General features: G+C 40.2%; 20 protein-coding genes. 15 read left to right on the forward strand and 5 right to left on the reverse strand.

Features of this window, described 5'->3' with window-relative positions; genetic code table 11:
- Genes IGI49_RS22570 through celB form a run of 5 tightly spaced genes read left to right on the forward strand, consistent with a single transcriptional unit; the run spans position 1 to position 4,606 of the window.
- Entirely contained in the window at positions 1-315 is a 315-nt protein-coding gene (locus tag IGI49_RS22570) for a PTS cellobiose transporter subunit IIB (RefSeq protein WP_207703863.1), read from the forward strand.
- Between the two features lie 16 nt (positions 316-331).
- Positions 332-2,341, forward strand: a complete 2,010-nt coding sequence (locus tag IGI49_RS22575) for a BglG family transcription antiterminator (protein WP_429965366.1) — start codon at positions 332-334, stop codon at positions 2,339-2,341.
- Positions 2,342-2,376: 35 nt separating this feature from the next.
- Positions 2,377-2,700 (forward strand): PTS cellobiose transporter subunit IIA, encoded by a 324-nt coding sequence (locus IGI49_RS22580; protein WP_429966073.1) that lies wholly within the window; start codon positions 2,377-2,379, stop codon positions 2,698-2,700.
- 17 nt (positions 2,701-2,717) lie between these two features.
- The gene (locus tag IGI49_RS22585) at positions 2,718-3,221 is read left to right on the forward strand and encodes a hypothetical protein (protein WP_429965365.1); all 504 of its coding nucleotides are present in this window, start codon (positions 2,718-2,720) and stop codon (positions 3,219-3,221) included.
- A 20-nt stretch (positions 3,222-3,241) separates the two neighbouring features.
- Entirely contained in the window at positions 3,242-4,606 is a 1,365-nt protein-coding gene (gene celB, locus IGI49_RS22590; protein ID WP_429965364.1) for a PTS cellobiose transporter subunit IIC, read from the forward strand.
- A 92-nt stretch (positions 4,607-4,698) separates the two neighbouring features.
- On the opposite strand, the gene IGI49_RS22595 is transcribed toward celB, so the two are convergent.
- Positions 4,699-6,114 (reverse strand): SulP family inorganic anion transporter, encoded by a 1,416-nt coding sequence (locus IGI49_RS22595; protein ID WP_429965363.1) that lies wholly within the window; start codon positions 6,112-6,114, stop codon positions 4,699-4,701.
- Between the two features lie 182 nt (positions 6,115-6,296).
- On the opposite strand from IGI49_RS22595, the gene IGI49_RS22600 reads away from it, so the two are divergent.
- The 3 genes from IGI49_RS22600 to IGI49_RS22610 all read left to right on the forward strand — a co-directional run bounded on the left by IGI49_RS22600 (position 6,297) and on the right by IGI49_RS22610 (position 10,273).
- The gene (locus IGI49_RS22600; protein ID WP_429965362.1) at positions 6,297-7,283 is read left to right on the forward strand and encodes a LacI family DNA-binding transcriptional regulator; all 987 of its coding nucleotides are present in this window, start codon (positions 6,297-6,299) and stop codon (positions 7,281-7,283) included.
- 107 nt (positions 7,284-7,390) lie between these two features.
- Complete coding sequence (locus IGI49_RS22605; RefSeq protein ID WP_429965361.1) at positions 7,391-8,848, forward strand: PTS transporter subunit EIIC; 1,458 nt, start codon at positions 7,391-7,393, stop codon at positions 8,846-8,848.
- Entirely contained in the window at positions 8,849-10,273 is a 1,425-nt protein-coding gene (locus tag IGI49_RS22610; RefSeq protein WP_429965360.1) for a glycoside hydrolase family 32 protein, read from the forward strand.
- 72 nt (positions 10,274-10,345) lie between these two features.
- Here IGI49_RS22610 and IGI49_RS22615 read toward each other — a convergent pair whose 3' ends face one another.
- The gene (locus IGI49_RS22615) at positions 10,346-10,777 is read right to left on the reverse strand and encodes a hypothetical protein (RefSeq protein ID WP_429965359.1); all 432 of its coding nucleotides are present in this window, start codon (positions 10,775-10,777) and stop codon (positions 10,346-10,348) included.
- 358 nt (positions 10,778-11,135) lie between these two features.
- On the opposite strand from IGI49_RS22615, the gene IGI49_RS22620 reads away from it, so the two are divergent.
- From IGI49_RS22620 to IGI49_RS22635, 4 genes are all read left to right on the forward strand, one after another.
- Positions 11,136-12,431 (forward strand): Y-family DNA polymerase, encoded by a 1,296-nt coding sequence (locus tag IGI49_RS22620; protein ID WP_429965358.1) that lies wholly within the window; start codon positions 11,136-11,138, stop codon positions 12,429-12,431.
- A 163-nt stretch (positions 12,432-12,594) separates the two neighbouring features.
- Positions 12,595-13,014 (forward strand): hypothetical protein, encoded by a 420-nt coding sequence (locus IGI49_RS22625; protein WP_429965357.1) that lies wholly within the window; start codon positions 12,595-12,597, stop codon positions 13,012-13,014.
- Complete coding sequence (locus IGI49_RS22630) at positions 13,007-13,273, forward strand: DUF5960 family protein (RefSeq protein ID WP_429965356.1); 267 nt, start codon at positions 13,007-13,009, stop codon at positions 13,271-13,273. Before IGI49_RS22625 ends, IGI49_RS22630 begins: the two co-directional genes overlap by 8 nt.
- A 14-nt stretch (positions 13,274-13,287) precedes the next feature.
- Positions 13,288-13,878 (forward strand): DJ-1/PfpI family protein, encoded by a 591-nt coding sequence (locus IGI49_RS22635; protein WP_429965355.1) that lies wholly within the window; start codon positions 13,288-13,290, stop codon positions 13,876-13,878.
- Between the two features lie 94 nt (positions 13,879-13,972).
- Here the strand turns inward: IGI49_RS22635 and IGI49_RS22640 are convergent, their stop codons facing one another.
- Positions 13,973-14,902 carry a sugar-binding transcriptional regulator gene (locus IGI49_RS22640; protein ID WP_429965354.1) on the reverse strand — a complete coding sequence of 310 codons (930 nt, stop codon included), beginning with the start codon at positions 14,900-14,902 and terminating at the stop codon, positions 13,973-13,975.
- 142 nt (positions 14,903-15,044) lie between these two features.
- Here IGI49_RS22640 and IGI49_RS22645 point away from each other — a divergent pair, with 142 nt between their 5' ends.
- The 3 genes from IGI49_RS22645 to IGI49_RS22655 are packed head-to-tail and all read left to right on the forward strand — an operon-like array spanning position 15,045 to position 17,114.
- Positions 15,045-15,878: a class II fructose-bisphosphate aldolase gene (locus IGI49_RS22645; RefSeq protein ID WP_429965353.1), complete on the forward strand. Its 834-nt coding sequence runs from the start codon at positions 15,045-15,047 to the stop codon at positions 15,876-15,878.
- Between the two features lie 18 nt (positions 15,879-15,896).
- Positions 15,897-16,595 (forward strand): triose-phosphate isomerase, encoded by a 699-nt coding sequence (locus IGI49_RS22650; protein ID WP_429965352.1) that lies wholly within the window; start codon positions 15,897-15,899, stop codon positions 16,593-16,595.
- Positions 16,596-17,114, forward strand: a complete 519-nt coding sequence (locus IGI49_RS22655) for a YjbQ family protein (RefSeq protein ID WP_207703848.1) — start codon at positions 16,596-16,598, stop codon at positions 17,112-17,114. It begins immediately after the preceding gene.
- A 46-nt stretch (positions 17,115-17,160) separates the two neighbouring features.
- On the opposite strand, the gene ndk is transcribed toward IGI49_RS22655, so the two are convergent.
- Together ndk and IGI49_RS22665 are read right to left on the reverse strand one after the other, a co-directional pair.
- Entirely contained in the window at positions 17,161-17,565 is a 405-nt protein-coding gene (gene ndk / locus IGI49_RS22660) for a nucleoside-diphosphate kinase (protein ID WP_207703847.1), read from the reverse strand.
- A gap of 64 nt (positions 17,566-17,629) precedes the next feature.
- A complete protein-coding gene (locus IGI49_RS22665) occupies positions 17,630-20,011 on the reverse strand; it encodes a phosphoketolase family protein (protein WP_429965351.1) in 2,382 nt (793 codons plus the stop codon).
- Between the last annotated feature and the right edge of the window lie 568 nt (positions 20,012-20,579).

Consider the following 20,579-nt stretch of genomic DNA (forward strand, 5'->3'; position numbering starts at 1 on the left):
GTGAAAAAAGCATTGATTATCTGTGCTGGAGGCATGTCGTCTTCAGTTATAGCGAAGAAAACAACGGAATATTTAAAAGGAAAAGGAATAGAAATTGAGCTGGATGCGACTTCAGCTTCACAAGGAGCGACTACCATCGCCAAAGATGAATACGATCTTTATCTAGTAAGTCCACAAACGAAAATGTATTTTGCCAATTTAGAAAAAGCAGCGAATAAAACCAATAAACCAATTGTTAATATTCCGCCACAGGCATATGTACCGATTCCAATGGGGATTGAAAAAATGGGAAAACTTGTGGAAGAAAATATCTAAATAAAGGTTGATCAACATGTTGAGTAAGAAAGAGACACAAATTCTTAAATTGCTATACGAGAACCAGCCTGGCTATTTAACTAGTCAGGAGATGGCGGCCAATTTGGGGGTATCTGATCGCACAGCTAGGAAATACTTGCATTTGTTGGAAGACACGTTGAAGGAAAAAGCGCTTGGTACGATTGAGGCTAAACAAGGCTATGGCTATCGTTTAATAGTGGGAAATCAGGACAGCTTTCAAGTATTTTATTTACAGGAAATGAAGTCACAGAATTGTTCAAAGGATAGAGGGGCCATTCAAGAAGTACAGGACCGTCAGTATTATATTCTGAATCAATTGTTTTTTGAGCAAAAGGCTGTGTATGTCGACAACTTGGCAGAAGAATTATATGTCTCTCGCTCAACGGTCTCCAATGATTTAGTAGAGATTAAAAAATTGTTGAAGCCTTATGAGATCGAGTTAAGCAGCAAAAGCAATCGGGGGATTTTTGTCGTTGGCAACGAGAAAAATATTCGGCATTTCATTATGAATTACTTCTTTTTGCAGCGGCTGCAAGACAACATCTATACATTTTCCACTTACACCAACCTGCTGAACGGTATTAGCATCGAAGAGATTGTAATTATTGTTTTAGACGAGTGTCGGGAAGCACGCTTAAAGTTGTCTGATTTTATTATATTCAACATTGTGTTGCACATTGGATTGGCAATTAAGCGACTACAGTCCGGCTTTGAAATTGAATATACTCAAATGATTCAGCTGCCGGAGGATTCCTTGGAATACCAAACTTCTTTACGGATTGTCCAACGAATCACCGAAAGCATGTCGGTAGAATTTCCTCATGAAGAGGCGAACTATATTGCGTTGCATTTACGGAATAAAATTACGGCTAAACGGGTATTTCAAAAGACGAATTATACAGAGGCGGAGATTAAGGCACAGCTCCTAGAGGCCTTGGGAGCTTTTGATACGGAAACTGGGTATCAACTGCAGCAGGACACAATCTTGATTGATGGATTGATGATGCATTTTACACCGTTCTTATTACGGCTGCAAAACAATATGAGCATTGAGAATCCGTTGCTGGAGGAAATTCGTCAGCATTACGGCGAACTATTGGACCTGACAATCAAATATTTGTCCAAGATGCGTATTTTTCAACCATATGAAATTACTGAAAGCGAATGGGCGTATTTAACCATTCATCTAACCGCTGCGGTGGAACGGTATCACAACGATCAAAAAGCCAGGGTGTTAGTCATTTGTGCGACTGGTTTAGGTAGTTCACAGATGATTAAAAATCGTCTGGAACGGGAATTTGGTTCAAAAATTTTGATTGATAAGGTAATTAGCTATTACGAAATTGCCGATCAGGACTTGGATCAGATTGATCTAATTATTTCATCAATTAATTTGCCAAACGTGATTCATCATACGCCAATTGTCTATGTCAGTGTTTTTGTTGGTGAAGAGGACATTAAAAAGATTAACTATGAACTATCTGGATTTATGCCGGCGCATTGTACCGCTGTCATTGACAATGAAGCAGATGCTGAGAAAAAGGCCCAGCAAATTGCCTTGATTCATCAATGCTTTCGATCAGAGCTGTTTATCCAACTGGAGCATACTTCCACCAAAGAGGATATTTTGGATCAGCTGATTGATCGGCTGGAGAAAATGGAGCAAAAAGCGATTAAAGAAGCCTTTCATCAACAGCTTCGCTTACGGGAAAGCTATAGCTCTGTTGCTTTCTCGCCTTATTTGGCAGTACCACATCCGATTGAGGCTGTGACAGAAGAGGCCTATGTAGCTGTAGCAGTTGTACCAAAGGGCGTATTTTGGGAAGCGGATTATCCGGAAATTCAGCTAGTCTTCCTGATGTCACCAGATAAACTGGGACGGGTAGAATTGGAAAAGGTCAGCCAGACGTTGGTACCGATTATTGAAGATGATGAGTTTCGTAAAAAACTCGTAGCAAGCGAAGATTACAACACGTTTATTGCGAATTTGATTGAAAGCCTATAGAAATCTATAGAAGAGAAACGGCAGGAGTGAAAGAGATGGATTCAGAAAAACTACAAGAGGTTGCTTTTGAAATTATTTTGAGCAGCGGCGACGCCAGAACTTTGGTGCATGAATCGTTTCAGCATATGCGGGACGGGAAATTTGAAGCGGCACAGCAAAAATTAGAGGATGCCAATGAGTCGCTAATCAAGGCTCACCGAGCTCAAACCGGGCTGCTGCAGGAATACGCAGGCGGCGAGAAAATTGAAATGGAAATTATAATGGTGCACGCACAGGACCATTTGATGACTACAATGACATTGCAGGAAGTTGCCGCTGAAATGCTGGTTTTATACCAGCGCCAAGCAGCGAGTAATTAGGAAAGGGGCTGAAAAGCTTGAGTAAAAAAGGAACAGCTGAATTGAAAAAGGAAACAGCCATAAAAAATTTTCGCTACAATCGTTTTTTGATCCTGCGCTATTTATTAGCGGCTTTCTTCTTCAGCAATTTGTATTGGCTGCTGATGCTGTTTATGAGCCGCAGCTGGTATGGAGTGCTGCCGGTAAGTTTGTTACTTTTGACTCTTCCGGCAATCGCAGAACACGCGAAGCTTTATGGGGAGACGACTGATCAAATCCAGGGGAAATTACGCCATCATAAGTTTTATCAATCTATTCAATTAGGCATGAATCTGGTATTACTGGTCATAAGCTTTACCAGTGGAGGATTTCAACGGCTATACCCTTTTTTGACAAATTCTTCTCAAGCAAGAGCAGCCCTAGTCACTGTTTTATTAGTCGGAATCTTTATGTCGGCCTTTTGTATTCAGCGAATTCGCATGATCTATTTGCAAAAGGATAAGCATTACGGCTATATCAAAGAGTTTGCAAAAACGAATTAAGAAAGTGAGTGAATAGAAATATGGATGGATCAAACAGTAAGCTATTTACATTCTTAGAAAAAACGTTGATGGGACCTTTAGGGAAATTGGCGCAGTTTAAAATTGTGCGGGCAATTATGGGTGCTGGGATGGGAGCCATTCCATTTACTATTGTTGGTTCGATGTTCTTGGTATTTAATATTCTGCCGATGACATTTCCTTTTTTAGAAAATATATTCAATTCAACCTTCTTTAGAGTCAGTGAATTATACATGCTAGCCAATAGTACAACAATGGGAATATTGGCACTTTATTTCTGTGTTGGTTTGGGGTATGAATACACAAAAATTATCGCAGAAGAAGAAGATTTGAACATGGCGCCAATAACGGGTGCATTGCTTTCACTATTCTCGTTCTTCATGTCAATTCCACAATTGGTATTTGAAAACGGTTCAATGGTTCGTGTGAACGATGCAGAACAAGCCATCGTTAACGGCTGGGCAATTGGCGGTGACGGAGTCGCTCGTTTAGGAACTGTCGGGATCTTTACGGGAATTATTATGGCGGTGATTGCTGTACAATTGTACCGTTTATGTGTTGCAAAAAATTGGGTTATTCGCATGCCGGAACAAGTTCCAGAAGGAGTTTCCAGAGCCTTCACTGCATTGATACCTGCGTTCTTAGTGGCCTTTGTTGTATTAATTTTAGTGGGGATTTTAGTAGCCTTTAATACCGATATCTTCCAATTAGTTGCTATTCCATTTGGCTTTGTTACGGGGCTAACCAACAGCTGGCTAGGCGTTATGGTCATTTACTTCTTGGTCCACGCTTTGTGGCTGGTAGGTATCCATGGGGCCAATATCATCTTCTCACTGATTACCCCAATTACATTGGGAAATATGGCGATGAACGCAGATGGTGCGCATATTCCATTAGCTGGTGAGTTTAATAATGCCTTTGTAACTGTTGGTGGTTCAGGTGCAACGCTAGGCTTTTGTTTCTTCTTAGTTTACATGGCAAAATCAGAACAACTGAAGGTTCTAGGAAAAGCTGCATTGGTTCCAGCAATTTTTAATATCAATGAACCCTTGATCTTCGGTGTGCCGTTGATCTATAATCCATACTTGGCTTTACCGTTTTTCTTAGCCCCAATGGCTTCTGCAACGATTGCTTACTTTGCGATCCAGTTAGAAATTATTCGACCGGTAATTGCCAATATGCCTTGGCCTTCACCAGTAGGGGTGGGTGCTTTTATCAGTACAGGTGGTGACTGGAAAGCTGCCGTAGTAGCTGTCATCTGTGCGGTGGTTGCCTTTGTCATTTACTTGCCGTTTATTCGTTCGTATGACAAACGATTGGTTGCTGAAGAAATGGCAAACTTGAAAAAAGCAGAAGCAAACGCATAAAAAATACAACTAAAAAGACGTAGTGCATTGCCTATTGCAAAATTAAACTTTTGGAGGCTACATGCAAACACGTCTTTTTAGTTTTTCTTGCTTCAAGAATACAGTTTTGCGCTTTGGATCAAGTCATTACTCGGCGTATTTGGTGAAATCACCGTCACCTGTTTAGTCGAGCGCAGTTTTTCTTTGTATTTAATCATTTCTTCAGCCCCTGTGCTGTCCCAAATGCGTAGCTGTGACAGATCTAAAGTCAGCTGATCTTCCGCTAAATCCAAAGCATTCAGCTTGCTTTTCATCTTGGTAGTTGTGGCAAAAAATAATTCACCAGAAATCTGAATGGTCGAGCCTTCCTTTTCTACTTTTAGGATTGAAATGCTCCGCACGAATAGCACCGCACTAATTAACACACCCACCAAGACACCGATGGCTAAGTTTCCAGTAGCGACAATCGAAATAGTTGTAACCAAGAAAATCAGTACATCCTTTTTTGGTGCTTCCTTCACATAATTGATGCTTGACCAATCAAAGGTATTGAAAGCGACTACCGACATAATTGCAACCAAAGCCGCGATCGGAACCAGCAGCAGGAAAGGCCGTAAAGCAAAAATCAAAACCATCATAAAAACGCCAGCAACCACTGTTGACAATCGGCCGCGACCTTTGGAATCCAAATTAATAATGGTTTGTCCAATCATTGCGCAGCCAGCAACACCAGCAAATAGACCACTGAATAGATTTGCGCTGCCCTGTGCTAACAACTCCTGACGTTTAGGACTGTCGCTCTTAGTCCGTTCGTCAACAATTTCTGCTGTTAATAAACTTTCCAGCATCCCTACAAAAGCTAAAGCTAAAGAAGTTGGGAAAATAATCTTTAAGGTTTCCATCGACCAAGGAACCATCGGTAAGTGGAAAGTCGAAAAACGTGGCGTGATATCCCCTAAGTCGCCAATGGTAGAAACCGGCAGCTTGCCAACTGCCGCCACGGTCGTTAATACACCAATTACAATCAATCCAGCCGGAATGAAAGTAATAATCTTTGGTGCGAAAACCATTAGCAAAATTCCTCCAATAACTAATCCATACATAAAAATGGAGGCATGGTCAAAATGTTCAAACTGAGCGATAAAAATTAAAATGGCGAGAGCATCCACAAAGCCCAGCATAACTGGTTTAGGAATCCAGCTCATCAGCTTTTGAGCTTGACATAGTCCTAACAGAAGCTGAATCAGCCCGGTTAAAACGGTGGCTGCAAACATATACTCTAACCCATAGTTTTTGACTAAATGAACCATCACCAGCGCCATAGAGCCTGCTGCTGCAGAAACCATTCCTGGCCGTCCACCTAAAAACGATACAATAATAGCAATAAAAAAGGACGAAACCAGACCAATCATTGGATCAATACCCTCAATAATTGTAAAACCGATCACTTCAGGAATTAGTGCAAATGACACTACAAGTCCTGCCAACACTTCCCTGATGGGATTTTCCTTCCAACTCAATAAATACATATTAACCCTCATTTTCTATTTTCTTGCCTTAATTGGCACCAAGAAACAATTATAGCCGTCACTAAGGGTAGGGTCAAATGTAATTCTAATCTTTTTCTCATTCTACTAGTGAAAATTTCTCGCTCTTTGTCCAGTTAACCGAATTTTTCATGATATAATGACACCGTGTAAGGAGGTCAACTATGGCAAATATGAATGATGTGGCCAGCCTGGCCAAAGTCTCAAGAGGGACTGTCTCAAACTATATAAACGGTGTGAAAATCAAGCAAGAATTAGCGAAAAGGATTGAACAGGCTATTGAAGAGCTGGACTATGTTCCTAATCAGGCAGCTCGTTCTTTAAAAAAGCAAACCAGCGATACGATCGCCTTTATTTTACCGACTATTTGGACGCCTTTTTTTGCGGAATTAACCAATTATATTCAGTTGGAACTACAAAAAAGAAATTTAAAGATGCTGCTTTGTAATTCACAAAATAACTACAATTTAGAGTTGGACTATGTAAAAATGGCCAAGGAAGAGAAGGTGCGAGGAATTATTACCATTTCCTACAGTGATATTGATCCGTATATTACTGCGAATGTACCGATTGTTTCCATTGAACGCTATTTTAATCAGCAAGTTCCTTTTGTGACGAGTGATAATTTCCAAGGAGCCCGTTTAGCAGCGGAAGAGTTATACAAAAGAGGTGCCACCCGACTTTTGATGATTTTACGGGAGCTGCCGAATAATCTCGGAATTTACGAACGGATGAATGGGTTTATTGATTACTGCAAACATAAGAAAATCGATTATCAGGTTTACCTAGATAAGGGGAATTCCAAAAACTTCTCTCAAAGAATTGATCAATATTTGCAGGAAGTTTATCAAGAAGAATGTCGCTTTGATGGAATTTTTACTGTTACCGATCGTTATGGAGAATATGTCATGGAATCTTTTCAACGTTTGGCTTGGGATATTCCCAAGGATGTTCAGCTTATTGGTTTTGATGGTGCAAAGAGCTATCAAAATCAACCGTTAGTTATTTCTTCCATCGCTCAGGATATCAAAAAAATTGCTGAAATAAGTGTAGAAGAACTCGTGATTTACGATAAGGACAAGGATTTCCAAGCTAAGCATATCCTGCCAGTCAAATTTTTGAATTTGAAAACTACAAGAGAGTTGAAGTAATTTTTTCAACTTTTTTGTAGTTTTTTTGTGGAAACGCTTGAAATTTGGAACGTTCCAAGTATATAATGTAGAAAATGGAACGTTCCAAAAAACAAGGAGGAGATTGAATGAATTATCAAAAAGCAGTTGCTGAAATTATTGAAGCCGTAGGCGGGCAAGAAAATATTATTCATGCCACTCATTGTGTTACTCGTTTACGATTGACCTTAAAGGATACTAATTATGACCAGCAAAAACTAGAAAACATTGAAGGAGCTAAGGGTGTTTTCTTCAATAAAGGACAGCTGCAAATTGTCTTTGGCACTGGGGTAGTGGAACGTGTTTATGAGGCGTTTATCCAGCAGACTAACATAGATGATCAGTCCTTCAAATCAGCGGAAAAACCTCAAACACTTGAAACATGGAAGGATAAATTGTTTGAATTCTTTAAAGCCTTCTCCGATATTTTTGTGGCACTTATTCCAGCAATTGTTGGCTGTGCGATGCTGTTGGGGGTCCGATCACTTTTTATTACTACTGGTCTATTTGGATTAGAAGGCAGCCTAGCCGATAATTATACTTGGGCGGCAGATACTGCTAGTTTTCTAAATATTATTGCTACTGGCTTAAATTTTCTACCGGTGTTTGTGGCCTATTCGGCGACTAAGCGTTTTGGAGGAAATCCGGTCTTTGGGATTATCTTAGGACTGATTTTGGTTCATCCTGATTTAGGGAATCGCTTTGAATACATGCAGGGAACTATTGAGAATGTGTCATATTGGCATATTATTGGATTTAGTGTTCCGCAGGTAGCTTTCCAAGGAGGAATTTTCCCAGCAATTTTAAGTTCATTTTTTATGGCGAAGTTTGAAAAATTTATTACTAAATATACACCAAAAATGCTGACATTTATTGTTGTTCCTGCAGTTACTATTTTAGTATCCTCACTGGCATTATTTTTAGTTTTTGGTCCATTAGGAGATTTGGTTGCTTCGGGAATTGGTACAGCTGCGGATTTCTTATACGTGAAGGCAGGCGTTTTTGGAGCTGGAATTTTTGCGGCATTGCTGCAACCGTTAGTGATTACTGGAACCCATCATATGATTGGCTCAATTGAGGCACAGTTATTGGCTCAAACGGGCTTTAACTATATTCAACCACTATGGGCGGTTTCCATTATTGCTCAAGGTGGTGCAGCGATGGGGATGTTTTTCTTAGCGAAAAAAGGATCGAAACGTCGTGAAATAGCTTTTTCCAGCTTTATTCCTACGTTAGTTGGCGTTAGTGAACCAGCTATTTTTGCAGTAAATTTGAAGGATTCAGCGGTGCCGTTTTTGTCAGCAGTTGCTGGTGCAGGAATAGGTGGAGCTTACATGAAGATTTTTGACGTGAAGGCGCTTGGTTTTGGTTTGACAGGTATTCCAGGCGTAACAATTGTAAATCCGCCAGTAGTTATTCACTATGTCATTGGCTGTTTGTTATCCTTTGCTTTACCGATCGTTTTCTTATTTATTTACCATAAAGTAAAAGGCGTGGCAGGAGCGGAAATCGGCATACCCAATCCAGTAAAGGACGTGAAGGCCTAAATGCAAAACTTATTAGTAGATCATAAAACAAATGTTTATATAGAAGAAAAAAGAATCCTATTAGAAGAACTGGCTGCGAAAGCAGCCAGTAGTCGTTACTTGCCTAGTTATCATATTTATCCTCAATCCGGCTTAATGAATGATCCTAATGGGTTGGCTTATTTTAACGGAAAATACCAGGTGTTCTTCCAATGGTATCCGTTTGCTCCCGTGCACGGCTTGAAACATTGGGGTCATACCACTTCAGAGAATTTAGTTGACTGGTCTAAACAAGAAGTAGCCTTGTCACCTACCAAAGAATATGAAAAGAATGGCTGCTACTCTGGAAATGCTATCGAATTTCAAGGAGAACTTTACTTGTTCTATACAGCAAATTATAAAACTGGACCCGGTAAAATCCCTAAACAAGCAGTAGCTATTATGGATAAAGAAGGTCACGTTCGAAAACGCACTGAACCAGTAATTGATGGTACGCTCCCTGGATTATCTGGAGAGTTACGTGATCCTTTTGTTTTTGAAAGAGAAGGCTGCTTCTATATGCTGCTGGGGGGCAGTAAATTTGCTGACGAAGTAAGACCAGGCTTTGGTGATCAAGGCGTTTTACTATTGTATCGAAGCAATAATTTATTGAATTGGAGCTATCAAGGGCTAATCGATCTGCCTTTTCCAACTGGCTACATGCTGGAATGTCCTAGTTTAATCCAAATAGACGGGAAGGATATTCTGTTTTTGTCACCAATGGGAATAACTCCTGAACAGGAACGCTTCAACAATCGCTTTGCGTCTATTTATGCTGTGGGGGAGTTAGATATTCTCAACCGCTGCTTTCATTCTGACTATTGGGATCAGATGGATGCCGGTTTTGATTTTTATGCACCTCAAGCCTTCTTAGGAAAAAATCAGCAGCCGCTGCTTTATGGGTGGTTTGGCTGCGGTGAACCTGATTATCCAGTGCAAGATGGTTGGCAGCATGGGCTTACTTTTCCTCAACAAATGCAATTAGAGCAAGGGAAATTCAAACGCTATCCTGCTTCAGAAATCGTCGAAGTATTTTCACAGAAACAGTCAGTTGAAAGCGAAAAAATAAACACGGAAAGCCGCAACTACTGGCTGGAATTAACTAAGGGATTCAAATTTACCATAGGCTCAACCAATGATTATTGGGAATTTCAGTATGACACAGAAACTAAACTGGCAACTGTTTCTCGGGATAATTTGGATAAAAAAATTGATGTAGGCTATGGCGAAAAAAGAAGTGTACGTATTCAAAACCTACAAAAGGTCGATGTGTTTGTCGACAACTCCTTCGTTGAACTGTATTTAAACCACGGGGAGCAAGTCTTTACTTTTCGAGTATTCCAAGATGAGTGCGATACAATTGCAGCTCAGCAAGGAATCTTAGCAGGATACTTACACAAAGCATAGGAAAATCTGGGCATTTCGGGATGCCCTTTTTTCTTACTTAAAAACTTTTTCTAGTGTATAACCAAGTCTGCTTCAACTAAAAACAAGCCTTAAGTTGTCTATTTCCGTTTCTTCTTTCGCTTTTTTTCTTTTTAGGGCTGTTGAAGCTAGATTTTTTGGTTTTATCGAGTTCGGTAAAGGGATTTCGGACATACATTTTTTCTGATGATCCATTGTCTGCTTTCGGTTCTGTCTCTTTTTGTCGTTTTGAGTAGTGCTAGTGGAGGAGGCAAAAACTTTTGTTTCCTTTTCTTCATCCTTAGGTGGAGCAGCAGAACTGGCAAAATGAGTTGTTACAGTCGGTGTTTTTTCGCTAACTTCCTCTGAATCATTGGAGCTGTCTGGGCCTGAATCAGGTGCAGTCTGTTCTTTCCACACTTCTATCTTTTCTTCTTCTTTTTTACCAATGTAATCAATTTCCGTGGTAGTAAAACCGCTTTTCACCAGCTTAGCGAAGCGGCGCACGCCATATTTTTCAAAAATTGTTAAAGTACTTAAAATGGTTAATAAATCACAATTTTCCTGAGTGGAGTATTTACAATCTACATTGCTTAGGGTCCAACCATGCTTTTAACCACTTTCATCTTTACTAACAAACAAACGATTAATAACCAATTCCCATTCGTCATCAAAAAAATACGGTATAGAATTTTCTGGAACTGCTGGAAGTTTGAACCCATAAAGGGTTGAGCGGCTATAAATAATGTTAGGTATGAGACAGCAGAAAAAAATAAAAAGAGACAGAGACTATCTATTGACAATTCCCTTTCAAACATGCTTTAATTTAAGGGAACATATGTTTGTTTGAATTGAGGGAAGAAAAATGGATCTTTATAAAGGAGAACCAGTACGTGAAGTTTTTTGTATGGATTCCAAAAGTTTTTATGCCAGTGTAGAGTGTGTAGAGCTCGGATTGAATCCGATAACCACCTTACTAGTTGTAATGAGCGGTGATCGTAACGATGCGGGTTTGATTTTGGCTGCCAGTCCGATGGCTAAAAAAATCTTGGGAATCAGTAATGTCAGTCGAGGATTCGAAGTACCGGATCATCCCGATTTGATCATCGTACCGCCAAGAATGACGCTATACATGAAGTACCACATGGAAATTCTGACTATTTTCCGTCAATATATGGCGGATGAAGACATCCACACCTATAGTATTGATGAACAATTTGGCGACTTGACCCATAGCTGGCGTTTATTTGGAGATAGCCCGGAGGAGGTTGCTAAAGCTATTCAGCAGGAGATTTTACGAAAATTGAAAATTTACACGAGTGTTGGTTTGGCGGTAAATCCCTTATTGGCTAAGGTGTCAATGGACATGGAGGCCAAAAAGAATGGCTCCTTGTTTGCTCATTGGACTTACCAGGATGTGCCAGAAAAAATTTGGCCTTTAAAGCTAAGCGATTTCTGGGGGATTGGTCATCGAATGGAAATTCGCTATAACCGTATGGGGTTGCGAACGATGGGGGATTTGGCCCATGCAAATCCGTTTAGATTAAAGAATTATTTTGGTGTGATCAGCCTCCAGCATTATATGCACGCTTGGGGGATTGATCGGTCGATTTTGTCTGAAAAGGATAATTATCCTAAGAAAGAAAAATCAATTGGAAATTCACAAATTTTACCGAAAAATTATGCTCGCAAAGAAGAGATTGAAGCTGTTCTAGCTGAAATTTGCGAACAAGTTGCGCAACGTTTGCGAAAAGCTGATGTGATGGGAGCCACGTTGCATCTAGGGATGGGTTATGCGTATAACGGTGATCAAAAGCGTGGCGGTTTTCATCATCAAACGAAAATGCCGGCAACCAACCAAGGGAAAAAACTGACGCAACAGGCGCTTCAGATGTTTGCCAAATACTGGGATCGCTCGGAGGTGCGTAAGATTACAGTAAATGTTTCTTCTCTACAGCCGGCCAGTGGTTTACAGTTGAATTTATTCGAAGAGCCGCAACAGTCTATCAAAGAAGATCAAATAGATGATATCGTTGGACAAATTCGCAGCAAATATCAATTTCGCTCGATTGTTCGGGCCCATTCATTATTAGAGGGTGCCACCGCCATTGATCGAGCGGGCTTAGTTGGCGGACATGCAGGCGGGATGGACGGAATGTAGCTGATAGATATATAGGAAAAAACACAAGAAACAGCAGTTCCCCACTGCTAAAGAATAACATTTTCTATTTTAAGCCATGAATAAAATCATTTCAGGCATGAAATTAAATGAGGCAGTTGACGCTTTCTTATCACTGCACTCGTAATGAAAAGGGGTTTTTGCTGTGTATGATGATGAAACAGCAATGGAATTATTTTTAGAAGCAAAACAAAATTATCAGGATCGGGGAATGATCAAATGGATTGGCTTTTATCTATCAGATCATACCGCTATTCTAAATAAAGATAACCAACAGCGCTACAAAGAAAATTTACAAAAGTCCCAGCAAACATTGGAAGAAATAGGTCTGTTACTACAGCAATCCTATACACAGAATAAACGGGTTGTTTTGCAGTTGGAGGCTCTGGACAGTGAACGCAAGTATTACGATGACTTGGTAGGTCGGGTAATTGGTCAAAAGGAACAGCTTATCTATCTGGCGACGGATGAGGAGGATATGATTCATCTGGAAATTGAACAAATTCGTCATGTTAGGCTATTGGGTGCCAATAAAATTTTGACCAAGGATGAGTCTGATGCTTGATACAAATGGAGCAGTTTTTGAATTTAAAAGCGAAGAAGATGACCAGTTTACTAAAGATTACCATCGACTGGTGGATTCAGCAGTGCCGCTTTTTGCGGTTAAGGAAGATCTGCTCTATTTAATGGAATCGCAAGGGATCACTTATTTTATGATGCCAGCAGTTATTACGAAGGATCGCAAAGACCATCATTTCTATTTTGAAGTAGAAACTTTTGAAACCTCACGAGTTAAAAAGTATAAATACTTGCGCTGTGATTAGAGAAGGGGACAACAATGAAGCGAGCCGTATTTTTGCTATTAGAAGAATATGCTGATTGGCAAGGTGCTTATCTCGCCAGTCAATTGAATCAACAGAAAAATTGGGAAATAAAAACAGCATCTATTGAGCAGCAGGTTACCTCCTTGGGCGGCTTTACAGTCGAAGTCGATTATTTAATCGAAAAAATACCGAAAAAAATCGATGTATTGGTATTGATTGGTAGTAATTCATGGGGATTTAAACATTCCCTGTTGAAAAAAATTATTGCCCAAGCTTTAGAGAACGGGACGCCGGTTGGAGCCATTTGCGGAGCAGTGGACTATTTAGCTCAGAATGGTTTATTGCGTACTTATTATCACACGGCCAATGACCAAAGAATAGGTCAGAATGCTGTGCAATATACGAATTCTCACCAGTTCATTCATAAACAAGTGGTTCAAGATCGTAATTTGGTTACAGCTAATGGTACGGCTGCTTTGGAATTTACTGAAGCCTTGTTGAAGGCAACGGCTTTTTCTGATGAGCAGACGATTGAGCGAACGATGGATTTGCAACGTATGGGCTATTATGCTTATTATCAAGCTTATGGCAATCCTGATGGCTAATTAAACAGGAATTATTCAGCAGGATTCATAATAAAAAATCCGAACCAGTTTTTCCTTCAATGTGAAGGAAGAGACTGATTCGGTTTTTTGATTTTTATAGTAATTGTGCAAGTTCCTCATCAACAATTAAATCGGTGATGACCGCCATATTCAGCAATGTCTGAATGCTTTTCGCTTTTTCTTTTCCAGTAGCTACAACGACTACTCGATTAATTTTTTTGATATCGGCTAGTTTAATTCCAAGCATCCGCTGAGCAATTCCTTTTTCCAGCACTGCCCCATTTGCCTTAAAAAAGGTACCTCCAATATCACCAATGATTCCTTCATTTATCAGCAAGGCAGTGTCCTCATCAGAAATATAGTCCAGTTTTTCGTAAGTAGAAGAATGAACGGGATCTCCGACACCTAAGACAGCCATATCCACTTGGCGGCCTTCCTCCATGACCTCTCTAATCAGATTTGTTTCCACCAACGTATCCCTCACTGCCTGTGTGTCAGCAATGGCTGGGGCATAAAAATAAGAAACCTCGCAATGATACTTCTGTGATAAAACAAAAGCCAAATGATTAGAATGAAAGCGGACAGTGGCCAGACCATTACCACCAATCAAGGGAATGATTTTTAGCGGCTCCAGGTGGAGATAGTTGGCTTGTTGGACGTATTCAAAAAGTGTGGTTCCCCAGCCAATTCCCAGTCTTTGGATGGACGGCAATAACGGTTCAATCAGCTCCATACATAATTTTCCCGCGGCCGCTTTCAGACTGCTTTCTGTCTCTTTAGTGGCTGAAGCAATTTTTACATTTGCCAGCTGATATTTTTTCACTAGTTTTTCCTGCAGCTTTAAGGAGCGTAAATGACTGTGTTGAATGGTAATTTTCACGATGCCTTTGTCTTTGGCCTCTTGCAGTAGCGCTGCAACGGTTGGTCGGGAGACTTTTAGTAACTGAGCGATCTCGCTCTGGGTAATCTCTTCTTCATAATAATATAAAGCTGCTTTTAGCATCATTTCTTCGCGTTCAATCATACATGTCCTCCTCGACAAATGTTACGTAGTTCGCTGATATATACCAAATGATAACGCTGGATTCAATTGACATTTCTCTATTATCATACTACACTTTTTACAAAAGTAAACATCATTTTACAAATGTAAAGGACGGGATAATATGTTAGTTAATTCGGAAGCAATGCTAAGTAAAGCAAAAATGGAGAACTATGCCATACCAGCAACGAATTTTATTGATTTAGATTCGGCACGAACCTTTGTAACTGTAGCTGAAAAGCTTAATAAGCCACTAATATTACCTTTTGCACAAGCACACAAAGACTTGATTTCTCTGGAAGAAGCAGCCTTGATTGGCAAATACTTAGCAAAGAAAGTGACTGTTCCAGTGGTCTTGCATTTGGATCATGGAGAGGATTTTGCCTTTATCAAGGAAGCGATTGATTTAGGTTTTACTTCAGTTATGATTGATGCCTCAAAAGAAAGCTTGGAGAACAATATCAAGTTAACCAAGGAAGTTGTCGCGTATGCTCATCAAAAAAAAGTATCAGTAGAAGCTGAACTGGGTCACGTTGGGGCTGGTACGAATTATGAGAATCATGAAACCACCGATTCTATCTACACCGAAGTAAAGGACGTTGAAATTTTCCTTAAAGAAACCCGAGTTGATTCACTAGCTGTTTCAATTGGAACGGCTCATGGTGCTTATAAAGGAACCCCCGTCTTGAACTTTGAACGACTGCAGGAAATCAGTAAAATTTGTGAGGTTCCTTTAGTCTTGCATGGAGGCTCTTCCTCGGGAACTGACAATTTGAATCGCTGTGCTACTAATGGCATTTCCAAGATTAATATTTTTACTGACTTTTTACAGGCAGCTTATCGTAAGAACAAAGATGGCAAGCCTAAGGATTATTTAGAAATGAAGCAGCTGGCCAATCAAGCGATGGCTGATGTATTGGAGAATTGCTATAAAGTATTTGCTACTAAAGACGTATAGAAGAGAGGTCTTTTGAAGATGACAGTAGAAATTAAGCAACCATTTTTTGTCTTTAACCCTAAATCTTACCTTTACGGTGAAGAGCTGTTAAAACTGGCACAGCGAGCAGATGAATTAGCCGCAAAATATCCGGAGTGCACCGTGTTAGTAACCGTACCTTTTGCGGACATTAGTGCAGTGAAACAAGCAACTAAGAAAATCGTAATCACTGCTCAGCACATGGATGGCATCATACCTGGCCGGGGAATTGGTCATGTCTTGCCTGAGTCGGTTTACTATGCTGGGGCAAGAGCGGTTTTCTTAAACCATGCTGAACGACCTTTGACTTTAGCAGGAATGACCCAAGCGATGAAGCGAGCTAAGGAATTAGGAATGAAAACAATTGTTTGTGCTGATTCTATTGATGAGGCAAGAGCAGTGGCAATTTTAGGAGCGGATATTATTTTGTGCGAACCGACTGAACTAATCGGTACCGGTCAAACTAGCGGAAGTGACTATATTGAACAAACCAATCAAGCCATTAAAGAAATTAATCCGAATATCTTAGTTATGCAGGCAGCTGGTATTAGCAGTGGCGAAGATGTTTATCGTACTATTAAGCTGGGAGCGGATGGAACAGGCTGCACTAGCGGCATTACTAACGCAGCTTCACCAACGGATATGTTAACCCAGATGGTTGAAGCAGTGGTGCAAGCATACAAAGAAAGAGGTAAATAAATGAAGGTCATCCACAAACAATTATCCATTAAAACACAAGCTGGTAAAGTCAGCTATATTGATATTACTGCTGATCTACGCAAACTGATTGAAGCAGCTGAAATAAAGGATGGCTTTTGTGCCATTACTACTCCACATACAACTTGTTCAGTCATTTTTGAAGAATATGTCCATGACAAAGACTGGAAGGGAGATGAATATCTGCAGGTAGATCAAAATCGGATTTTGGATAAATTAATTCCCCGTCAATTTACTGAATCAGATTATTTGTATCCTGGACCAGAGCATGTGGCGTTTTTAAAAGAGTTAGCAGCCGCTGATCCGAATTATTTACCGGATCCGGTATCTATTTTAAATGCAGATGCTCATATTAAAGGTTCTCTCTTTGGAGCAAGTGAAACAGTCATCATTAAAGACGAACAGCCTTTAATTGGTTCCGTGGGTTATCTATACTTTGTCGATTGGGATCAAAATCGCGAACGGACAAGAACCTGCAACCTAATGCTGATGGGAGAATAAAAAGACCAATCATTGCTTTTTCACAAGCGGTGATTGGTCTTTTATGTTACAAATGGCTGAAGAACCGCCGGATTTCAATTGCGGCATTTTCTGGTGAATCAGAAGCGTGAACAATATTTTCCGTAGTACTGCAGGCGAAATCGCCACGGATAGTTCCAGGTACCGCTTTCAATATATTGGTTGCTCCAAGCATCTGACGCACCAATGCAATGACATCATTTCCTTCTAATAGTAAACATACGACTGGGCCTGAAGTCATGTAAGCAATCAGTTCAGGGAAAAAGGACTTGTCCTTTAAATGAGCATAGTGACTTTCTGCAACGTCTTTAGAAATTACACCTTGATACATTTCCTTAATGGTTAAATTTTTGTCCTCAAAGCGTTGGATAATGCGACCAATCAGCTTGCGCTCTACTCCATCCGGTTTAATAATGACCAATGTTTGTTCCATATCTGTTCATCTCCTTTTTTTAATTAATAAAGGAGGTTTAGTCGAAACTAAACCTCCTGAGAACCTAACGTTTGGTAACTGCTACTTTCAGTGTTTCCCATTTCCAATTGGCAACTTCCGGAATATCCGTTCCTTCTGTGCGAATGTAGTCATGGTGAAATTGGAGTGTTTCATCCATTTTAGCAGAAAATTCGGCCGCTTGGGAACCATAAACTGCATTTGCTGCATCTTGTGCTAAGTGGAAGCGATCCATTTCACTAAAGACCCGCATATCAAATGGGGTAGTGATGTCCCCATTTTCTCGGTAACCATGAATATGAAGGTTGTGGTTGTTGCGATCAAAGAAAATATCTCTAACCATGCCCTCATAACCATGGAATGCAAAGACGATCGGTTTATCCGCTGTAAATAGCATATCAAACTCTTCGTTGCTTAAGCCGCGAGGATCAACATCAGGGTGACGTAATTTCAAAATGTCTACCACGTTGATGAAGCGGATTTTTAATTCTGGGAACTGCTTGTTTAAAATTGAAACTGCCGCTAATGCTTCTAAGTTTGGTTCCGTTCCGGCTGCTGCAATCACTAAGTCAGGTTCTTCATCATTTGCTGTACTTGCCCAGTCGATAATTTTCAAGCCATTTTCAACTAGTTCTTCGGCCTCAGCTGCTGAATAGAACTGTGGACGTGGGTGTTTGCTGGAAACGATCAAGTTAATCACTTGTTTGTCTTGCATTGCTTTGTCCATTACAGCCATTAAGCTATTGGCATCTGCTGGTAAATATTCTCGAATAAATTCCGGTTTCTTTTCCGCTAAATGAGTCAACACCCCTGGATCTTGATGAGTGTAGCCATTATGATCTTGCTGGAATACAGTGGAAGTTGCAATTACATTCAAGGCCGGGTACTGTTTCCGCCATGTATGAGCACTGGCTTTGCGCATCCACTTGAAGTGCTGAGTCAACATTGAGTCCACTACTCTTAAGAAAGATTCATAGCTGGCAAAGAAGCCATGACGACCGGTTAAAACATAGCCTTCTAAGAAACCTTCTGCTTGATGCTCTGATAACTGACCATCGATTACGCGGCCAGCTGAAGACTGCCATTCATCCGTACTGTCTTTTGGTTCCAACCATTGACGGTCAGTTACTTCGAAGACTTTGTTCAGGCGATTCGATTTTGTTTCATCTGGTCCAAAGATACGGAAATTGGTAGGATTTTCTGTAATCATGTCTCGAGCCTGTTGACCAAAAATGATCATGTCTTGGGCCATTACCGCACCTGGTCTAGTTGTATCGATGGCATACTGTTTCCAATCGGGCATTTTCATTGGTTTCGGATCGATACCGCCGTTAGTGATTGGGTTAGTGGACATACGGCTATCGCCTTTAGGTGAAATTGCCTTCAGTTCTTCAACAATTTTGCCATTTTCATCAAATAATTCTTCTGGACGATAAGACTTCAACCAGTCCACTAATTTATCAATATGGTCCATATGTTCAGAGTCCACTGGAATCGGCACTTGGTGAGCTCGGAAAGTGCCGGCAATTTGTTCACCATCCCAAGTTTCTGGTCCAGTCCAGCCTTTAGGTGTACGGAAAACAATTACTGGCCATTGCGGCATTTCAGCAGCTTTAGCCTTGCCTTTGCGGGCTTTAGTTTGAATTGCCTTTATTTCTTCTACAACTGCATCTAAAGTTTCAGCCATTAATGGATGAACTTGCTTTGGATCAGTTCCCTCAACGAAGTAAGGCTTCCAGCCCATGCCTTCAAAATACTTAGCTAAATCGGCATTACTCTTGCGAGAAAGAATAGTCGGGTTAGAAATTTTACCACCGTTTAAGTAAAGAATCGGTAAAACGGCTCCATCGTTAACAGGATTAATGAAGACGTTAGAGAACCAGCCGCTGGCTAATGGACCAGTTTCAGCTTCACCGTCGCCAACTACAGTGGCTGCAATGACTTCAGGATTATCCAAAATGGCTCCCGTAGCGTGAGATAAAGCATAACCTAACTCGCCGCCCTCATGAATGGAGCCAGGTGTTTCTGGTGCGGCATGAGAGGCGATACCGCCAGGGAAAGAAAAGACCTTGCACAGATGCTTTAATCCAGCTTCATCTTCGGTAATCTCAGGGTAAATTTCGCTATAGCTGCCGTCGATATAAGAGTTTGACACCATAACCTGACCACCGTGACCAGGACCTTCAACGTAAAACATATTCAGGTCATACTTGTTAATCGCTCGATTTAAGTGAGCATATAAAAAATTTTGGCCAGAAATGGTACCCCAATGACCTATTGGATGAGTCTTAACATCTTCTTTTTGGATTGGACGTCGCAATAGGGGATTGTCCTTCAGATACATTTGTGCTACAGAAATATAGTTTGCTGCCCGCCACCAGGCATCAACCTTTCCTAAATATTCTTGAGAATCAAAATTGACTGTCATGATAAAACTCCTTTGTAGTAAAATTTACTTTTATTATTTGAGTACAATATACCTTTAACTTGTGAATAAGTAAACTACTTTTTTATAAAAGAACAAATTAAGTAGTTTCAGATCAATGAGAAGACCTTAAAACTATCTGCAGTTGGAATAAATTTTTATCGCAAGGAAAGTATTTCTTGATAGAGAGAAAAGTTTAGAAAATTTAAAGAAAATAACAAAGGAAATTTTCAATGATATTCGTATAACCAGACAATAGGCTCTTGTTCTACAAAAAACATAATCCGGAAATAGTAAGAAAATCATCGTGGATTTTCATACAAAGACAAGGAGGTTCGAAAAAAATTGAGTATGTAATTTTCTAAATCAATTTATAGTAGATATAAAATTACCAGCAAAATATTGATCAATTATTCACAAACAAACAGTTGACCAGCCATTTTTCTTGTGCAATAATACAGAACTATCAGTAGGATACCTAAGGAAATCGTAGTTTGCCATTGAAAAGCACCTTAATTTTTTATCACTATTTGTGATTTAATTCACTAATAGAGAGGTCAGAAAGGAAGAT

Origin of the sequence: Enterococcus sp. AZ071 (genome assembly GCF_050499065.1) — a bacterium.
GTDB lineage: Bacteria > Bacillota > Bacilli > Lactobacillales > Enterococcaceae > Enterococcus_A > Enterococcus_A ferrettii.